The 14595-nt window shown below is 61.5% G+C and carries 10 protein-coding genes and 3 tRNA genes; 4 read left to right on the top strand and 9 right to left on the bottom strand.

The features are described 5' to 3' along the window. Positions 1-89 precede the first annotated feature (89 nt). The gene (locus RHM62_RS06005; RefSeq protein WP_322124632.1) at positions 90-3038 is read left to right on the top strand and encodes an EAL domain-containing protein; all 2949 of its coding nucleotides are present in this window, start codon (positions 90-92) and stop codon (positions 3036-3038) included. Here RHM62_RS06005 and RHM62_RS06000 read toward each other — a convergent pair. The 4 genes from RHM62_RS06000 to RHM62_RS05985 are packed head-to-tail and all read right to left on the bottom strand — an operon-like array spanning position 2995 to position 6709. Further along, positions 2995-3876 carry a PhnE/PtxC family ABC transporter permease gene (locus RHM62_RS06000; RefSeq protein WP_322124631.1) on the bottom strand — a complete coding sequence of 294 codons (882 nt, stop codon included), beginning with the start codon at positions 3874-3876 and terminating at the stop codon, positions 2995-2997. The genes RHM62_RS06005 and RHM62_RS06000 overlap by 44 nt on opposite strands. 6 nt (positions 3877-3882) lie before the next feature. After that, positions 3883-4746, bottom strand: a complete 864-nt coding sequence (locus RHM62_RS05995) for a phosphate/phosphite/phosphonate ABC transporter substrate-binding protein (RefSeq protein ID WP_322124630.1) — start codon at positions 4744-4746, stop codon at positions 3883-3885. A gap of 44 nt (positions 4747-4790) precedes the next feature. Then, a complete protein-coding gene (locus RHM62_RS05990; RefSeq protein WP_322124629.1) occupies positions 4791-5663 on the bottom strand; it encodes an S-methyl-5'-thioadenosine phosphorylase in 873 nt (290 codons plus the stop codon). A 56-nt stretch (positions 5664-5719) separates the two neighbouring features. Next, entirely contained in the window at positions 5720-6709 is a 990-nt protein-coding gene (locus RHM62_RS05985) for a serine/threonine protein kinase (protein ID WP_322124628.1), read from the bottom strand. A gap of 104 nt (positions 6710-6813) precedes the next feature. On the opposite strand from RHM62_RS05985, the gene RHM62_RS05980 reads away from it, so the two are divergent. Both RHM62_RS05980 and RHM62_RS05975 read left to right on the top strand, forming a co-directional pair. Further along, positions 6814-7503 (top strand): UPF0149 family protein, encoded by a 690-nt coding sequence (locus RHM62_RS05980; RefSeq protein WP_322124627.1) that lies wholly within the window; start codon positions 6814-6816, stop codon positions 7501-7503. Positions 7504-7592: 89 nt separating this feature from the next. Continuing rightward, positions 7593-8459 (top strand): DMT family transporter, encoded by an 867-nt coding sequence (locus tag RHM62_RS05975; RefSeq protein WP_322124626.1) that lies wholly within the window; start codon positions 7593-7595, stop codon positions 8457-8459. Here RHM62_RS05975 and RHM62_RS05970 read toward each other — a convergent pair. From RHM62_RS05970 to gltX, 5 genes are all read right to left on the bottom strand, one after another. Beyond that, the gene (locus RHM62_RS05970; protein WP_322124625.1) at positions 8456-9637 is read right to left on the bottom strand and encodes a multidrug effflux MFS transporter; all 1182 of its coding nucleotides are present in this window, start codon (positions 9635-9637) and stop codon (positions 8456-8458) included. The two genes, RHM62_RS05975 and RHM62_RS05970, sit on opposite strands and share 4 nt — an antisense overlap. 675 nt (positions 9638-10312) lie before the next feature. Continuing rightward, positions 10313-10388: transfer RNA gene (locus RHM62_RS05965), tRNA-Glu, on the bottom strand. Positions 10389-10623: 235 nt separating this feature from the next. Beyond that, positions 10624-10699: transfer RNA gene (locus tag RHM62_RS05960), tRNA-Glu, on the bottom strand. 73 nt (positions 10700-10772) lie between these two features. Then, positions 10773-10848 (bottom strand) — tRNA-Ala (locus RHM62_RS05955). A 60-nt stretch (positions 10849-10908) separates the two neighbouring features. Then, positions 10909-12297, bottom strand: a complete 1389-nt coding sequence (gene gltX, locus RHM62_RS05950) for a glutamate--tRNA ligase (RefSeq protein ID WP_322124624.1) — start codon at positions 12295-12297, stop codon at positions 10909-10911. Between the two features lie 141 nt (positions 12298-12438). Between gltX and metG the strand changes: the two genes are divergently transcribed. Next, a complete protein-coding gene (metG, locus tag RHM62_RS05945) occupies positions 12439-14544 on the top strand; it encodes a methionine--tRNA ligase (RefSeq protein WP_322124623.1) in 2106 nt (701 codons plus the stop codon). The last annotated feature ends 51 nt before the right edge of the window (positions 14545-14595 follow it).

The raw sequence follows: 14595 nt of genomic DNA, 5'->3' as shown, positions 1-14595 counted from the left end.
GACATTCAGTTATCATCACGTAAAACCAAAAGACGCTTAGCTTGTCAGGAGTCCTCGTCCTGACGCTGCGATGACAGAAAGCAAACCCCATGACCCATCCGGACCATTCGATTTCAGCAGAGCTGGAACAATCCTGCGCACAGGAACCGATCCACCTGCTCGGTACCGTGCAGCCGCACGGCTTCGTGATGGTCGTCGATCTGGTCAGTGCGCGTATCGTGCAGGTGTCGAGCGGCATCACGCGCCACTGGCCGGGCTTGCCGGACGCCGCCGCGATGCTCGATACGGCATTAACCGACTGGGTCGATGGTACCGGCAGTGATGCTCTGGCTGACTTGCCGACATCCAATCCGCAGATCCTGCCGTGGCAACCACGCATGGCGAAAGTCATCCGCCAGCGCAACCGTGCCACCGACTGCGAATGGGAATGCCTGGGCCACCGCTCCGGTGACACGATCATCCTCGAATGGCTGCCGCTGGATAACAACGTCGAAGAACGCTTGCGACAAACCCGGCTGTTTGCCGACATCACCAATACCATGTCACAGCTGCGCCAGGCCCACGGCCTGACCGCTTTCTGTCAGGAGTGCGTGGAATCAGTCCAGCAATTAAGCCTCTTCGACCGCGTCATGATTTATCGCTTCCTGCCCGACGACAGCGGGGAAGTCATCGCCGAGCACACGGCCGGCGGGCATGAGAAACGCTACCTGGGCTTGCGTTTCCCGGCCTCCGATATCCCGAGCCAGGCGCGTCGGCTTTACCTGACCAACACCCTGCGTATCCTGGTCGATGTCGACGCCGAAGCCGATACGTTATTGCCGGCGACGCGACCGCTTGACCAAAGCCACGGCTTGCTGCGCAGCCTGTCCCCGGTCCACCTGTGCTACCTGCGAAACATGCGCGTATGCGCAACGATGACCTTGTCGATCATTGTCGATGGCAAGCTGTGGGGTCTGATTACCTGCCACCACCATGCACCGAAGGTGCCGCCCTACCAGGTCCGGGATGGCTTGCGCCAGATCTGTGAACTGGTCGCGGAAGTCGCCAGCATCCGCATCGCTGCGCTGTGCGAACTGGAAGACGTCGCGCGTCGCCACAGCATCGACGAACTACTCACCAGCTTGCAGCAACACCTCATCCTGGTCGGCGATATGCCCCAGGTACTAGCCGCACGACTTCCCCAATTGCTGGCAGCGTTCGGTGCCAGCGGATTGAGCGTGCGTATCGACGACGTGATGTATGTCGGCGGCACTGACCGGCAACTCGGCTCCGCCGAACAGGTGCTCGACGAGATCGCCGGACACACCGGACCGGATGCCGGTGCGACCAACGATGCCGTCACGATCCGGCACTGGGATCGCTTGCCCTGCGCCTCGCTGCCGCGACTGACAACGTTACCGGATGCCGCCGGGCTGATGCTGGCGCGGCGTGCGGGCATGCCGCAGGTATTCTGTTGCCTGGTGCGGCAAGAGCAAGTCCAGCAAGTGCGCTGGGCCGGCGAACCGGAAAAAAATACCGTGGTCCTGCCCGATGGGCGGCTCAGGCTGGAACCACGCCGGTCGTTTGCAGAATGGCAGCAATCCGTGGGCGGACGCTCGCAGGCGTGGACCGGCATCGAGGCACTCGCGCTGGAAAAACTGCTTTGCCTCCTCTGTGACGTGCGCCAGAGCCAGGCCAACGACGTCTTGCACCGCAAGCTGCAATGGCGTGCGCATCACGATCCGCTGACCGGCCTGTTCAACCGGCGCGCGATGGAAGACGAAGTCACCGGATGGCTCAAAAACGGCAAGTTCAATTCCGCTCTGATCCTGCTCGACATCGATCATTTCAAACGCATCAATGACAACTACGGCCATGTCGCCGGCGACCGGATACTGCAGGAACTGAGCGCGCGACTGGAGTCGGCGGTGCGTGACTTCGATTTGCTGGCGCGCCTCGGAGGCGATGAATTCATGCTGCTGATGCGCCTGCCGCAAGCCGATCCGGCGCTGGTGCTCAGCGTGGCGGAGCGTCTGCACGAGGCAGTCGCGCCACCTTTCCTGCTCAATGGCCAGCCACTGACCCTCGGGATTTCAGTCGGGATTGCGATCCCGCCATTGCATGGGCAGACCGTCGGCGACCTGTTGCGACGGGCCGACCTGGCACTGTATCAGGCCAAGGCGGCCGGGCGTTCGCGCAGCGTCGTGTACGATCCGGCGATGGAAGCCGATCAGGCCGACAGCTATCAACTCGAAAGCGACCTGATGCGCGCGATCGAGAACAATGAGCTGTCGCTGGTCTTCCAGCCCAAGGTCGACCTGGCCAGCTTTCGCGTAGCCGGCATGGAAGCGCTGTTGCGCTGGGACCATCCGGTGCGCGGTCCGATTTCACCGGCGGTGTTCATCCCGATTGCCGAGCGCAGCGGTCAGATCGTGCACATCGACCGCTGGGTCATGCGCCACGCGATCGCGACCCAGGCACGTTGGCGCTCGCAAGGGCATGCCGACTTGCCGGTTGCCATCAACCTGTCGATGCAGGATATTGCGTCGGCCGATCTGGTGCGGCATCTCAATGGTCTGCTCGATGAATTCCTGATCCCGCCCGCATTACTGGAAATCGAAATCACCGAGTCGTCGCTGATGCGCGAACTCGACCATACCCGCCATGTCCTGCACCAGCTCCATGCCAACGGCATCCGCATGAGCATGGACGATTTCGGCACCGGGTATTCATCGCTGAGTTATCTGCGCAAGCTGCCGCTGCAGTGCCTGAAAATCGACCAGTCCTTCACCCGGAGCATGCTCGACGACAGCCATGCCGAAAAACTGACGCAGGCCATCCTTGCGATGGGACTGGCCCTGAAAATGGAGGTGCTGGCCGAAGGCATCGAGACGCTGGACCAGATGACCTGGCTGAAAAACCATGGCTGCCAAATCGGCCAGGGCAATCTGTTCAGCCGTCCGGTGCGCGCCGATGTCTTACATCAGGTCATCGAAGAAATCGAGCGCCGCTTTTTCAATGTGACCGTGTCGCCAGAATCGCCCGCACTCGCCGGCTGATCCGGTCGAAGCAGGTCACCAGCAGGACAATGGCGATCAGCAGTGTCGCCAGCCGGCCCCACTGGAACAACGACACCGCTTCGGACACCAGCAGCCCGAGTCCGCCGACGCCGATCAGCCCGAGCACGGTAGAGTCGCGCATATTGAATTCCCAGATGTACAGGTGGATCGAGAGTCCCTGGGGCAGCAGCGTGCGCGGCAACGCATGCCAGACCGTTTGCAGCGGCGTCATGCCGATCACGCGACCGCAATCGATCAGGCGCTCGTCGATGTTCTCGATGGCTTCGGCATACAACTTGCCGTAGGTGCCGAAGGAATGGAACGCGATGGCGAGGATGCCGGCCATCGGACCTAGCCCGATGATGCCAACCAGCAGCAGGCCGAACACCAGTGCGTGGATGGCGCGTGCGATATCGAGCAGGCCGCGTGCCGGCGATGCCAGCCAGCGCGGCATCGACAGGTTGCGCGCGGCGACCAGCCCGAACGGCAGCGCGGCCACTGCTGCCAGCAGCGAACCGAGCGTGGCCACTTTCAACGTGGTCCAGATCGCTGCCGCCAGACCAATCAAATAGCGCTGTTCGGTGGCGCGCTGGTCTTCGACGCGCAGCACGACACCGGCGTCATTGCGGTATTCGAGCTGCGGATTGCCGAACCAGACATCGAGCAGACTCGGGCGCGACAGTTCATGCGCGGTCTTGAGCAGATTTTCCAGCGGCTTGCGGCCGAACTGCACGTCGCCGTCACGCACGAAACTGACCGCGCTGGCAGCAATCAGAACGCCGTACAGCAAGGCAAACAACCACAGGCGCGTGCGGCCAGTCAGGCTCGGCCCGGGCATCAGCGCTTACTTGCGCGGTTGCAGTTTGCCGGTCGCCAGTCCGGCATCGCGGATCGAACTGTAGAGCTTGTCGTCACTTTTCACGAAGCCGGTGTAATGCGCCGGCAGCAAGCCCGGACTGGTCTTCAGTTCGGCACCGACCTGCTCCAGCGCGGCCTGCAATTGCGCCACCAGTGCCTTGTCTTTCATCAGGTCGGCACTGACCGCGACCGCGTCATTGGGCAGTGGAGCCGAGGTCCAGATGATCTTGCTGTCGGCCGCCTTGATCAAGCCCTGCTCGATCATCGCATTGCGGTTGCGGTCATAGTCGGCACCGGCATCGAGTTCGCCGCGCGTGACCTGGGTCTCGATGGCCTGATGTTTGGTGTACAGCACCTTGCTAAAAAATTTTTCGGGATCGGGAATGCCCATTTTCAGGAACTGGTGGGTCGGAATCAGATAACCCGAGGTCGAGCCCTTGTCACCGAAGGCGAAGGTGCGGCCCTTCAAATCGGCCAAGCCGTTGATGCCGGATTTCGGATGCGTGATCATCAGCGCGTAGTACTCGGGTTTGCCGTCGTACAGGATGGTCGCGACCGCTTGCGCGCCGGACTGGTTATTGGCCAGCACATAGCCCCACGGCCCCATCAGGGCGATATCGGTTTCGCCATTGGCGAGCGATTTGGCCAGCCCTTCCCAGCTATCGACGGTGCGCAGCTCGACCGGCTTGCCGAGTTTTTTTGACAGGTATTCGGCTAGCGGGCGGTAGGTCGCATCGTTTTTTTCTTTGTCGGGCTGGAACAAGCCCACACCGAGGCGCAGCGTATCGACCGCGAAGGCAGTGCCACATGACAGCGCGGCGGCAAAGAACAGGATGGCGGGACGCAACATGAACAACTCCAAAAAGGTGGTTGGTCGCGCCATGACAGCGCGGATTACAGATATTTTGCGAGCAACGGCCGCAGCTTTTCACGCGTCGCCGCCGGCATCGCCGAGGGCTGCGTGACCAGCGCCTGGGCCAGTGCCGTATGCGCCAGCGAGACCGGTGCATCGGCGGCCAGCCGGCGGATTGCGGCGCGCAGCACCTGCTGCGCACCGACCGCATTGTGCATCATATTGCCGATCGCCATCTCGGCCGTGACTGGCGCGTGGCCGGTATGCCAGCAATCGAAATCGGTGACCAATGCCAGCGTCGCGTAGGCGATTTCGGCTTCGCGTGCCAGCCGTGCTTCCGGCAGGTTGGTCATGCCGATCACCGACGCTCCCCAACTGCGATAGAGCTGTGATTCGGCCAGTGTCGAAAAAGCCGGACCTTCGATACAGACATAGGTGCCGCCGCGATGCAGCGTGGCTTCCGGCAATGCCGCATCCGCGAACGCATCGGCAATCAGCTGACTCAGCGCCGCGCAGACCGGCTGCGCCAGGCTGATGTGCGCCACCGCACCGTCACCAAAAAACGTGTTGACGCGTTGCCGCGTCATGTCGATGTACTGGTCCGGCAGGACCATGTGGCGCGGTGCCATCTCTTCGCACAAGGACCCGACGGCCGAGACCGACAGCAGGTACTCGACGCCCAGACTCTTGAGCGCCCAGATGTTGGCGCGGTACGGCACTTCGGTCGGCAGCAGGCGATGGCCGCGGCCGTGGCGCGCGAGGAAAGCGACCTGCACGCCCTCTATCGTGCCGATCATGATGGCGTCCGACGGTGCGCCGAACGGGGTGTCGATGGTAACTTCCTGCAGGTTCTGCAGACCGTCCATGTTGTACAGGCCGCTGCCGCCGAGAATTGCGTGTCGAATTTTTTGCATGATCAGGAAAGAAGTTGAAAGGAGTTGATAGGAATGTAATCAGGACAAGGCGACCGTTACACCCGCAACGGCGCTTCATCCATCAACGCGACCTGCTCGCGCAATTCGAGGATCCGGTCCTGCCAGTAACGCTGCGTGTTAAACCACGGGAACGCGACCGGGAACGCCGGATCGTCCCAGCGCCGTGCCAGCCAGGCCGAGTAATGCAGCAGCCGCAAGGTGCGCAACGCTTCGATCAGATGCAGTTCGCGCGGATCGAAATCGCAGAAGTCGTCATAGCCGGCCAGCAGATCCGACATCTGCCGGACCATGTCGGCGCGCTCGCCTGACAGCATCATCCACAGGTCCTGAATCGCCGGCCCGTTGCGGCTGTCATCGAAGTCGACAAAGTGCGGACCGGCGTCGGTCCACAGCACGTTGCCGCTATGGACATCGCCATGCAAACGCACACTGGCGACATCGCCGGCGCGGTCGTAACAGCGACGCACGCCATCAAGCGCCATCGTCGTCACGCTCTGCCAGGCGGCCAGCAATTCGGGTGGAATGAAATCATGGGCGAGCAACCACGCGCGCGGTTCGGTACCGAAGCTGTGGATATCCAGCGTGGGCCGTTCCATGAAGGGCTTGAGCTTGCCGACCGCATGGATGCGGCCGATGAAGCGCCCCATCCATTCCAGCGTGTCGGGGTCATCGAGTTCCGGTGCGCGACCGCCGTGACGCGCAAAGACCGCGAAGCGGAATCCGTCCAGCTTATGCAGGCTGTTGCCATCGCCAAGCCGCGTGGCTGAGACCACCGGGATTTCCTGCGCCACCAGTTCTTCGACGAACGCATGTTCTTCGCGGATCGCCGCATCGCTCCAGCGACCTGGCCGGTAGAACTTGGCGACCACCGGCGGGCCATCGTCGATGCCGATCTGGTAGACGCGGTTTTCATAACTGTTCAGGGCCAGCAAACGGCCATCGCCGTGCAGGCCGATGCTGTCGAGCGCATCGAGCACCAGGTCGGGACTGAGATCGGCAAATGAGGGAATCGAAGGTGGGTTCATGGCGGGCATTGTACGGCCGCACCGATGCGACCGGCTGCATTTGATCGGACCGGCAAGCGATCAAGGCCGTACACTACGCCCCATTCAATTCGCCGGAGTTTTCCATGCATCTCGACCAGCCCCTGTCCGACAAAGAGTTCGACGAACTCGACAAATTCCTGCTTTCCGACCGTTGTGCCGAAGACTGCATGACGATGGATTCGCTGCACGGCTACTTCACTGCCCTCGTGATCGGCCCGGAACTGGTGCCGCTGGCCGAATGGCTGCCGCCTATCTGGGGCGAGTCCGACGAGACCGGTCCGGACTTCAAGAATCCGAAGGAATTCGACCACATCGTCGGCCTGATCTCGCGCTTCATGAACGAAGTCGCGATCACCTTCGAAGTCGCGCCGAAAGAGTTCGAACCGCTGTTTTGCGAATTCGAATTCGAAGGCAAGCAATTGCTCGATGGCGAAGCCTGGGCCTGGGGCTTCTGGGAAGGCACGCAATTGCGCGCCGATGCGTGGGCGCCGATCTGGACTTCCAACCTGGCCGACATCATGCGACCGATCTATCTGCTCGGTGCCGAAGAGATCGAGGAGAGCGAAATGCATCTGGTCGACACGCCGTTGAAGGCCCACAAGATGACCATCGAGATCGAATCGGCGATCCCGCACATCCTCAAATACTGGGCGCCGATCCGTACCTCCGGGGTCGAGACCGTCCAGCGTGACTCGCCCAAGGTCGGCCGCAACGATGACTGCCCGTGCGGCAGCGGCAAGAAGTTCAAGAAGTGCTGCGGGGCCGACGATTAACACGGCAACGCGCTGCGCGTGCTGAGTGCTGAACCGGCCGGCGGCACGATGATCTGTGCCGCACGCGATTTCTCTCTGCAAGGATGTCCATGTCCACCCTTCGCCTGACCTGCTTCACCCTGTTCGCCGTGCTCTGCTTCGCCGGCAATTCCATCCTGTGCCGGCTGGCCTTCCAGCGCACCGGCATCGATGCGGCCAGCTTCACCGCAATCCGCGTGGTCTCGGGGGCACTGATGCTGGTGCTGTTGGTCTGGCTGCGACGTGTGCCGCCAGCGGGTGGCACTACCGCCATGCGGCTCGGCGGCAACTGGTGGTCGGCGCTGGCGCTGATGATTTATGCGGCGGGATTTTCGTTTGCCTATGTGTCGCTGTCGACCGGCACCGGCGCGCTGCTGTTGTTCGGCGCGGTGCAGGCGACGATGATCGCGGCCGGCTTGCGTGCCGGCGAACGCTTCGGTCGGGGCCAGATCGCCGGCCTCGTCATCGCGCTGGCCGGACTGGTCCTGTTCCTGCTGCCCGGTCTATCAGCACCGCCATTGGGTGGCGCATTGCTGATGATGGCAGCGGGCATCGCGTGGGGCGTGTACTCGCTGCGCGGACGCGGCGTGGCCGATCCGGCCGGCGAGACCGCCGGCAATTTCGTACGCGCCGCGCCGATGGCAATCGTGCTGGCCATCGCACTGCTGGCGCAACAGCGTCTTGATGGCATGGGCATCGTGTATGCGGTGCTGTCGGGCGCGCTGGCATCGGGCATCGGCTACACGGTCTGGTATGCGGCGCTGCGTGGACTGACCGCCTTGCGGGCGGCGTCGGTGCAACTGAGCGCACCAGTGCTGGCCGCCATCGCCGGCGTACTGTTTCTGCAGGAACCGCTCAGTGTGCGGCTGGTACTGGCCAGCGTAGCGATGCTGGGCGGGATCGCGCTGGTGCTGGTCAACAAGCGTGTGCCGGCTTAGGTGCGGGCGCGACCGCTGCGCCAGAACAGCACCCCGATCAGCCACGCACCCGCCAGTCCGGCGGCCAGCTTGAACGCACTATCGAACAACAGCGGCGCAAGGTAGCCCGATACCAGCGCAAAGATCAGCATCTGCACGAAGTTCTGCAGCGACGCCGCCAGTCCGCGCACCAGCGGGAACAGCCCGAGCGTCTGCAGCACCATGCCCGGCAGCGCCAGCGCCATGCCGAATGCGTACAGCATCAACGGCAAGACCGCCCACGGCACGGCGGCGACCTGCAAGCTGGTGTAGACCAGATTGATCACGCAGGCCAGCCCCATCACCACCAAGCCACGCCGTATCATCACCTTCATGCTGACCCGGTGCGCGAGCTTCGCATTGATCGCCGATCCCAGCACGATGCCGCCGATCAGCGGAATGAACAGCCATGCGAACGCGGTCTCCGGCAAGTGCAGCACCTGCATCACAAAGCTGGCCGCCGACGCGATGTACAGTCCGAAGCCGCCAAAAACAAAGCCGATACCCAGCGAGCGCAGCAAAAATTGCGGATGACGAATCGCCTTCCAGTAATTGCCGGCGATGGTGCCAAGGTGCAGTGGCTGGCGCTGACTTGGCGGCAAGCTCTCCGGCAGGTAGCGCCGGCAGGCGATCAGCAGCAATACCGCAATCGCCGTCATGAAGGCGAACACCGCGCGCCAGCCGAACGCAACCTGCAGCAGTCCGCCAATGACCGGTGCCACGGCCGGCGCGATGCCGAACACCATCATGATCTGCGCGATCATCTTTTGCGCATCGGCACCGCTGAGGCGATCACGCACGACCGCCTGGCCGATCACCATGCCGGCCCCGGCCGACATGCCCTGCATCGCGCGAAACACCAGCAACCACGTGAAGCTGGGCGCCAGCGTTGCGCCGATTGAACCCGCAATGAAGATCAGCAGCGATACCAGGATCACCGGCCGCCGGCCGAACGAATCCGACAGCGTGCCGTAGAACAGCGTCATCAGCGAATAGCCGAACAGATAGATGCTGAGGGTTTGCTGGACCAGCATCGGGCCGACGGCGAACTGCTGGCCGATGGCGACGAAGGAAGGCAAATAGGTATCGGTGGCGAACGGGCCGAGCATGGCCAGTGTGGCCAGCACCAGGGTCAGGGTGCGGGGTGAGGTGTTATTCAAAAAATGGACTTCCTTGAAAAAATCTGTGGGGTGATTGTCGGGTTGTAGTCATCAGTGCGTGCGTGTCAACGGCGTGTCCAACGTACAAAGTCGGGATTGTCACACTGATGTGGTGCGCGCGCGTGGGCACAGTGAAACTGTGTCCACGCTACGGGATTTGCCGCTACCAGTATCGTTGGGTGCAATAACCGCAGGGCATTGCACCGGAGGTACTGGATGGCAATGTAGCGCCAAGGGGATTCGCCCACATGCTGCGGGCCGCGGTTCGGCTTGCAAGCCGAACCCTTCGAATCCCCCCACGCGCAGGCGCGTGGTCTTTTGATGCGTAGTCGGCAAAAAAAGGGCCACACTTTCGTGTGGCCATTTTTTATTCTGGTGTCCCCAAGGGGATTCGCCCACATGCTGCGGGCCGCGGTTCGGCTTGCAAGCCGAACCCTTCGAATCCCCCCACGCGCAGGCGCGTGGTCTTTTGATGCGTAGTCGGCAAAAAAAGGGCCACACTTTCGTGTGGCCATTTTTTATTCTGGTGTCCCCAAGGGGATTCGCCCACATGCTGCGGGCCGCGGTTCGGCTTGCAAGCCGAACCCTTCGAATCCCCCCACGCGCAGGCGCGTGGTCTTTTGATGCGTAGTCGGCAAAAAAAGGGCCACACTTTCGTGTGGCCATTTTTTATTCTGGTGTCCCCAAGGGGATTCGAACCCCTGTACTCACCGTGAAAGGGTGATGTCCTAGGCCTCTAGACGATGGGGACAGAAACTGTCCGTACTGGCCGGTAGTGCTTGGCTGCTGATTTCGCAACCTGTTCGCTCGCATCTTCTTCGAAGCAGCTTCTCGAGGTCGCTCCCAAGGGGATTCGCCCACATGCTGCGGGCCGCGGTTTGGCTTGCAAGCCAAACCCTTCGAATCCCCCCACGCGCAGGCGCGTGGTCTTTTGATGCTTCTGCTACAAAAAAAATTGCCACACTGCGTGTGGCTATTTTTTATCTTGGTGTCCCCAAGGGGATTCGAACCCCTGTACTCACCGTGAAAGGGTGATGTCCTAGGCCTCTAGACGATGGGGACAGAAACTGTCCGTACTGGCCGTTACTTCTTACCACTCACAACTTTCTGCGCTGACCCGACATCATCAAGATGCTGGTGGAGGTAAACGGGATCGAACCGATGACCTCTTGCATGCCATGCAAGCGCTCTCCCAGCTGAGCTATACCCCCTTGCGACAGAGGCCGAATTATAGCCGAGGTATTCGGCCCCTGTAAATCCCATTCGGCAAATTATTCCAGGCCCTTTGCCAGGCGCTGACAGACCAGCGGACGACCGAACAATTCGATCACCGCATCGATCGCCGGGGTCTGCAACTGACCGGTCAATAGCAGGCGCAATGGCATCGCCAGCTGCGGCATCTTCAGGCCGTGACTGGCGAGCACTTCCTTAATCATTACGGCGAGCGCGACCTTGGTCCATTCGACCGTGTCGCAGCGCGCAGCAAAGTCGGCCAGCGCCGGCTTGATGGCATCGGTCAGGTGCTGCGTCAGCAAGGCCGCATCCGGCTGCGGCTGGCGATAGAACAGCATCGTCGCGCCGGCCACTTCGATCAAGGTATTGGCACGTTCCTTCATCAGGCCGATGGCGCGCGCGAGGTCAGGACTGCCGTCGAATTGGGCATCGACCATCAGCGGACGGACCAGCTCAGCCAGCTGCGCATCGTCGGTGTGCTTGATGTAGTGGTTGTTGACCCAGGCCAGTTTTTCGGGATTGAACTGGGCCGGGGATTTCGACAGGTGATCGAGGTCGAACCATTCGATGAATTGCGCCATCGTAAATAGTTCTTCGTCGCCATGACTCCAGCCGAGGCGTGCCAGGTAGTTCAGCATCGCCTCGGGCAGAAAACCCTGCGCCGGATAATCCATCACGCTGACCGCGCCGTGGCGCTTCGAGAGCTTCTCGCCGTCGGTGCCAAGAATCATCGGCAGATGGCCATACTCCGGCAACTTCGCGCCCAGTGCCTGCAGGATGTTGATCTGGCGCGGCGTGTTGTTGACGTGGTCATCGCCGCGGATGACATGGGTGATTTCCATGTCCGAATCATCAACAGCAACGCAAAAATTGTAGGTCGGCGTGCCATCCGGACGCGCGATGACGAGGTCATCCATTTCGCGGTTGGCGATCGTGATCGGGCCCTTGACCAGATCGATCCAGGTCACCTGACCATCAAGCGGATTGCGAAAGCGCACCACCGGCTGACGGTCAGCAGGCACCTCCGGCAGGGTCTTGCCCGGCTCGGGCCGCCAGGTGCCGTCATAGCGCGGCTTGTCACCGGCCAGACGCTGGCGCTCGCGCATCGCCTCGACTTCGGCCGGTGACGAATAACAGTGATAGGCCGCGCCGCTAGCCAGCAGCTGGCCGACTACTTCGCGGTACCGATCCATACGCTGCATCTGATAGAACGGACCTTCGTCATGCTGCAAGCCCAGCCATGCCATGCCGTCGAGGATGGCTTGCACCGCTTGCGGGGTCGAGCGCTCGAGGTCGGTATCTTCGATGCGCAGGATGAAGGTGCCGCCAAAATGGCGCGCATAGGCCCAGGCGAACAGGGCAGTACGGGCACCACCGAGATGGAGATAGCCGGTCGGGCTGGGAGCAAAGCGGGTGCGAACAATCATGGCGAGCGGGGTCGACGCCGGGTTGCGGCATCGCGAATGAGGGAAAAGCGCATTTTACCGCGCCCCTCGCGGACATCGGCCGCGCTGCGCGAGGCCGCACTGCTAGAATCACGACTTTCCTTATTTCACTGTGCCTTGCTCATGAGCGCCACTTCGCCACGCCAGCTATTCGTCACCACCGCCCTGCCCTACGCCAACGCAGCCTTCCACATCGGTCACATCATGGAGTACATCCAGGCCGATATCTGGGTTCGCTTCCAGCGCATGCAGGGCCATGAAGTGCATTTTGTGTGCGCCGACGATGCCCATGGCGCACCGATCATGATCGCTGCCGATAATGCCGGCGTGACGCCACAGGAATTCGTGGCCCGCATTGCGGCCGGCAGGCAGGCGCCGCTTGATGGCTTTCATATCGGCTTCGATAACTGGCATTCGACCGATGGCGAAGAAAACCACGCGCTGTCGAAAGAAATCTATTGCAGCCTGCGCGACGACGCGCAGCTGATCACGACCAAGACCATCGAGCAGTTTTTCGATCCGGTCAAGAACATGTTCCTGGCCGACCGCTACATCAAGGGCGAATGTCCGAAGTGCGGTGCCAAGGATCAGTACGGCGATTCCTGCGAAGTCTGCGGTGCGGTGTATGCCCCGACCGAACTGAAGAATCCGTACTCGGCCCTGTCCGGCGCGGTGCCGGTGATGAAGTCGTCCGAGCATTTTTTCTTCAAACTGTCGGACCATAAATGCGTTGAATTCCTGCGCGAGTGGGCCTTCACCGAAGGTCGCTTGCAGCCTGAAGTCGCCAACAAGGCGCGCGAATGGCTGGAAGGCAAAGACGACAAGGAAAGCGGACTCGGCGACTGGGACATCAGCCGCGATGCACCGTATTTCGGCATCGAGATTCCTGACGCGCCAGGCAAGTACTTCTACGTCTGGCTGGACGCACCGATCGGCTACCTGGCGTCGCTGAAAAATTACTTCGACAATACCGGTCGCGATTTCGATGCCTTCATGGCCAATCCCGATACCGAGCAATATCATTTCATCGGTAAGGACATCACTTATTTCCATACGCTGTTCTGGCCGGCGATGCTGCATTTTGCCGGCCGCAAGGTGCCCAACAACGTGTTCGTGCACGGCTTCATCACGGTCAGCGGCGAAAAAATGTCGAAGTCGCGCGGCACCGGCATTTCGCCGTTGCGCTACCTCGACATCGGCATGAACCCGGAATGGATGCGCTATTACATCGCCGCCAAACTGAGCGCCAAGGTCGAGGATGTCGACTTCAATCCCGATGACTTCGTGGCCCGCGTCAACAGCGATCTGATCGGCAAATACGTCAACATCGCCAGCCGCTCGGCCGGTTTCATTGCCAAGCGTTTCGATGGGCATGTAGTGACCGACTGGGCCACCACATCGGACACTTTCCTGTTCGGCCTGCGCGATGTCGCCGATGACATCCATGCCTTGTACGACGGCCGCGAATACGGCAAGGCACTGCGCCTGATCATGGAGCAGGCCGACCGCGTCAATGCCTATGTCGATGCCAACAAACCATGGGAACTGGCCAAGAATCCGGACAACGATGCGCGCCTGCAGGAAGTCTGCAGCCGCCTGCTCGAAGCCTTCCGCATCCTGACGCTGTACCTCAAGCCGGTGCTGCCGGCACTGGCACAGCAAGTCGAGACCATGCTCGCCATCGCCCCGCTGCAATGGTCCGATGTCAGCCAGCCGCTGCCGCACCAGCACCAGATCAACCCGTTCGTGCATCTGATGCAGCGGGTCGATCCGAAGATGCTCGATGCCTTGTTCGAGCCACCGGTAGCGCCAGCCATTGCGGCACCGGCACCGGCACCGGCCGTGGCACCGGCAGCAGCGGTAGTGGCCACGCCGGTCGCCACCACCAACGAAATCAAGATCGATGACTTCGCCAAGGTCGACCTGCGCATCGCGCGGATCGTCAACTGCGAAGCCGTCGACGGTTCCGACAAGCTGTTGCGACTGACGCTTGATGTCGGCGAAGGCCGCCTGCGCAACGTGTTCTCCGGCATCAAGTCGTCCTACCAGCCCGAAGAATTGATCGGCAAGCTGACCGTGATGGTGGCCAACCTGGCACCACGCAAGATGAAGTTCGGGATTTCCGAAGGCATGGTGCTGGCCGCCTCGGCCGCCGATGAAAAAGCCAGCCCCGGCATCTACATCCTGCAGCCATGGCCAGGTGCAGAGCCCGGCATGCGCGTGGGCTGATCCCCTGCACGCGATCCGATTGTGCACAATCGGATCGCGTTCACTGCTACT

The organism is Actimicrobium sp. CCC2.4 (genome assembly GCF_034347385.1).
GTDB lineage: Bacteria > Pseudomonadota > Gammaproteobacteria > Burkholderiales > Burkholderiaceae_D > Actimicrobium.
This window is presented reverse-complemented; position numbering and strand designations above follow the sequence as displayed.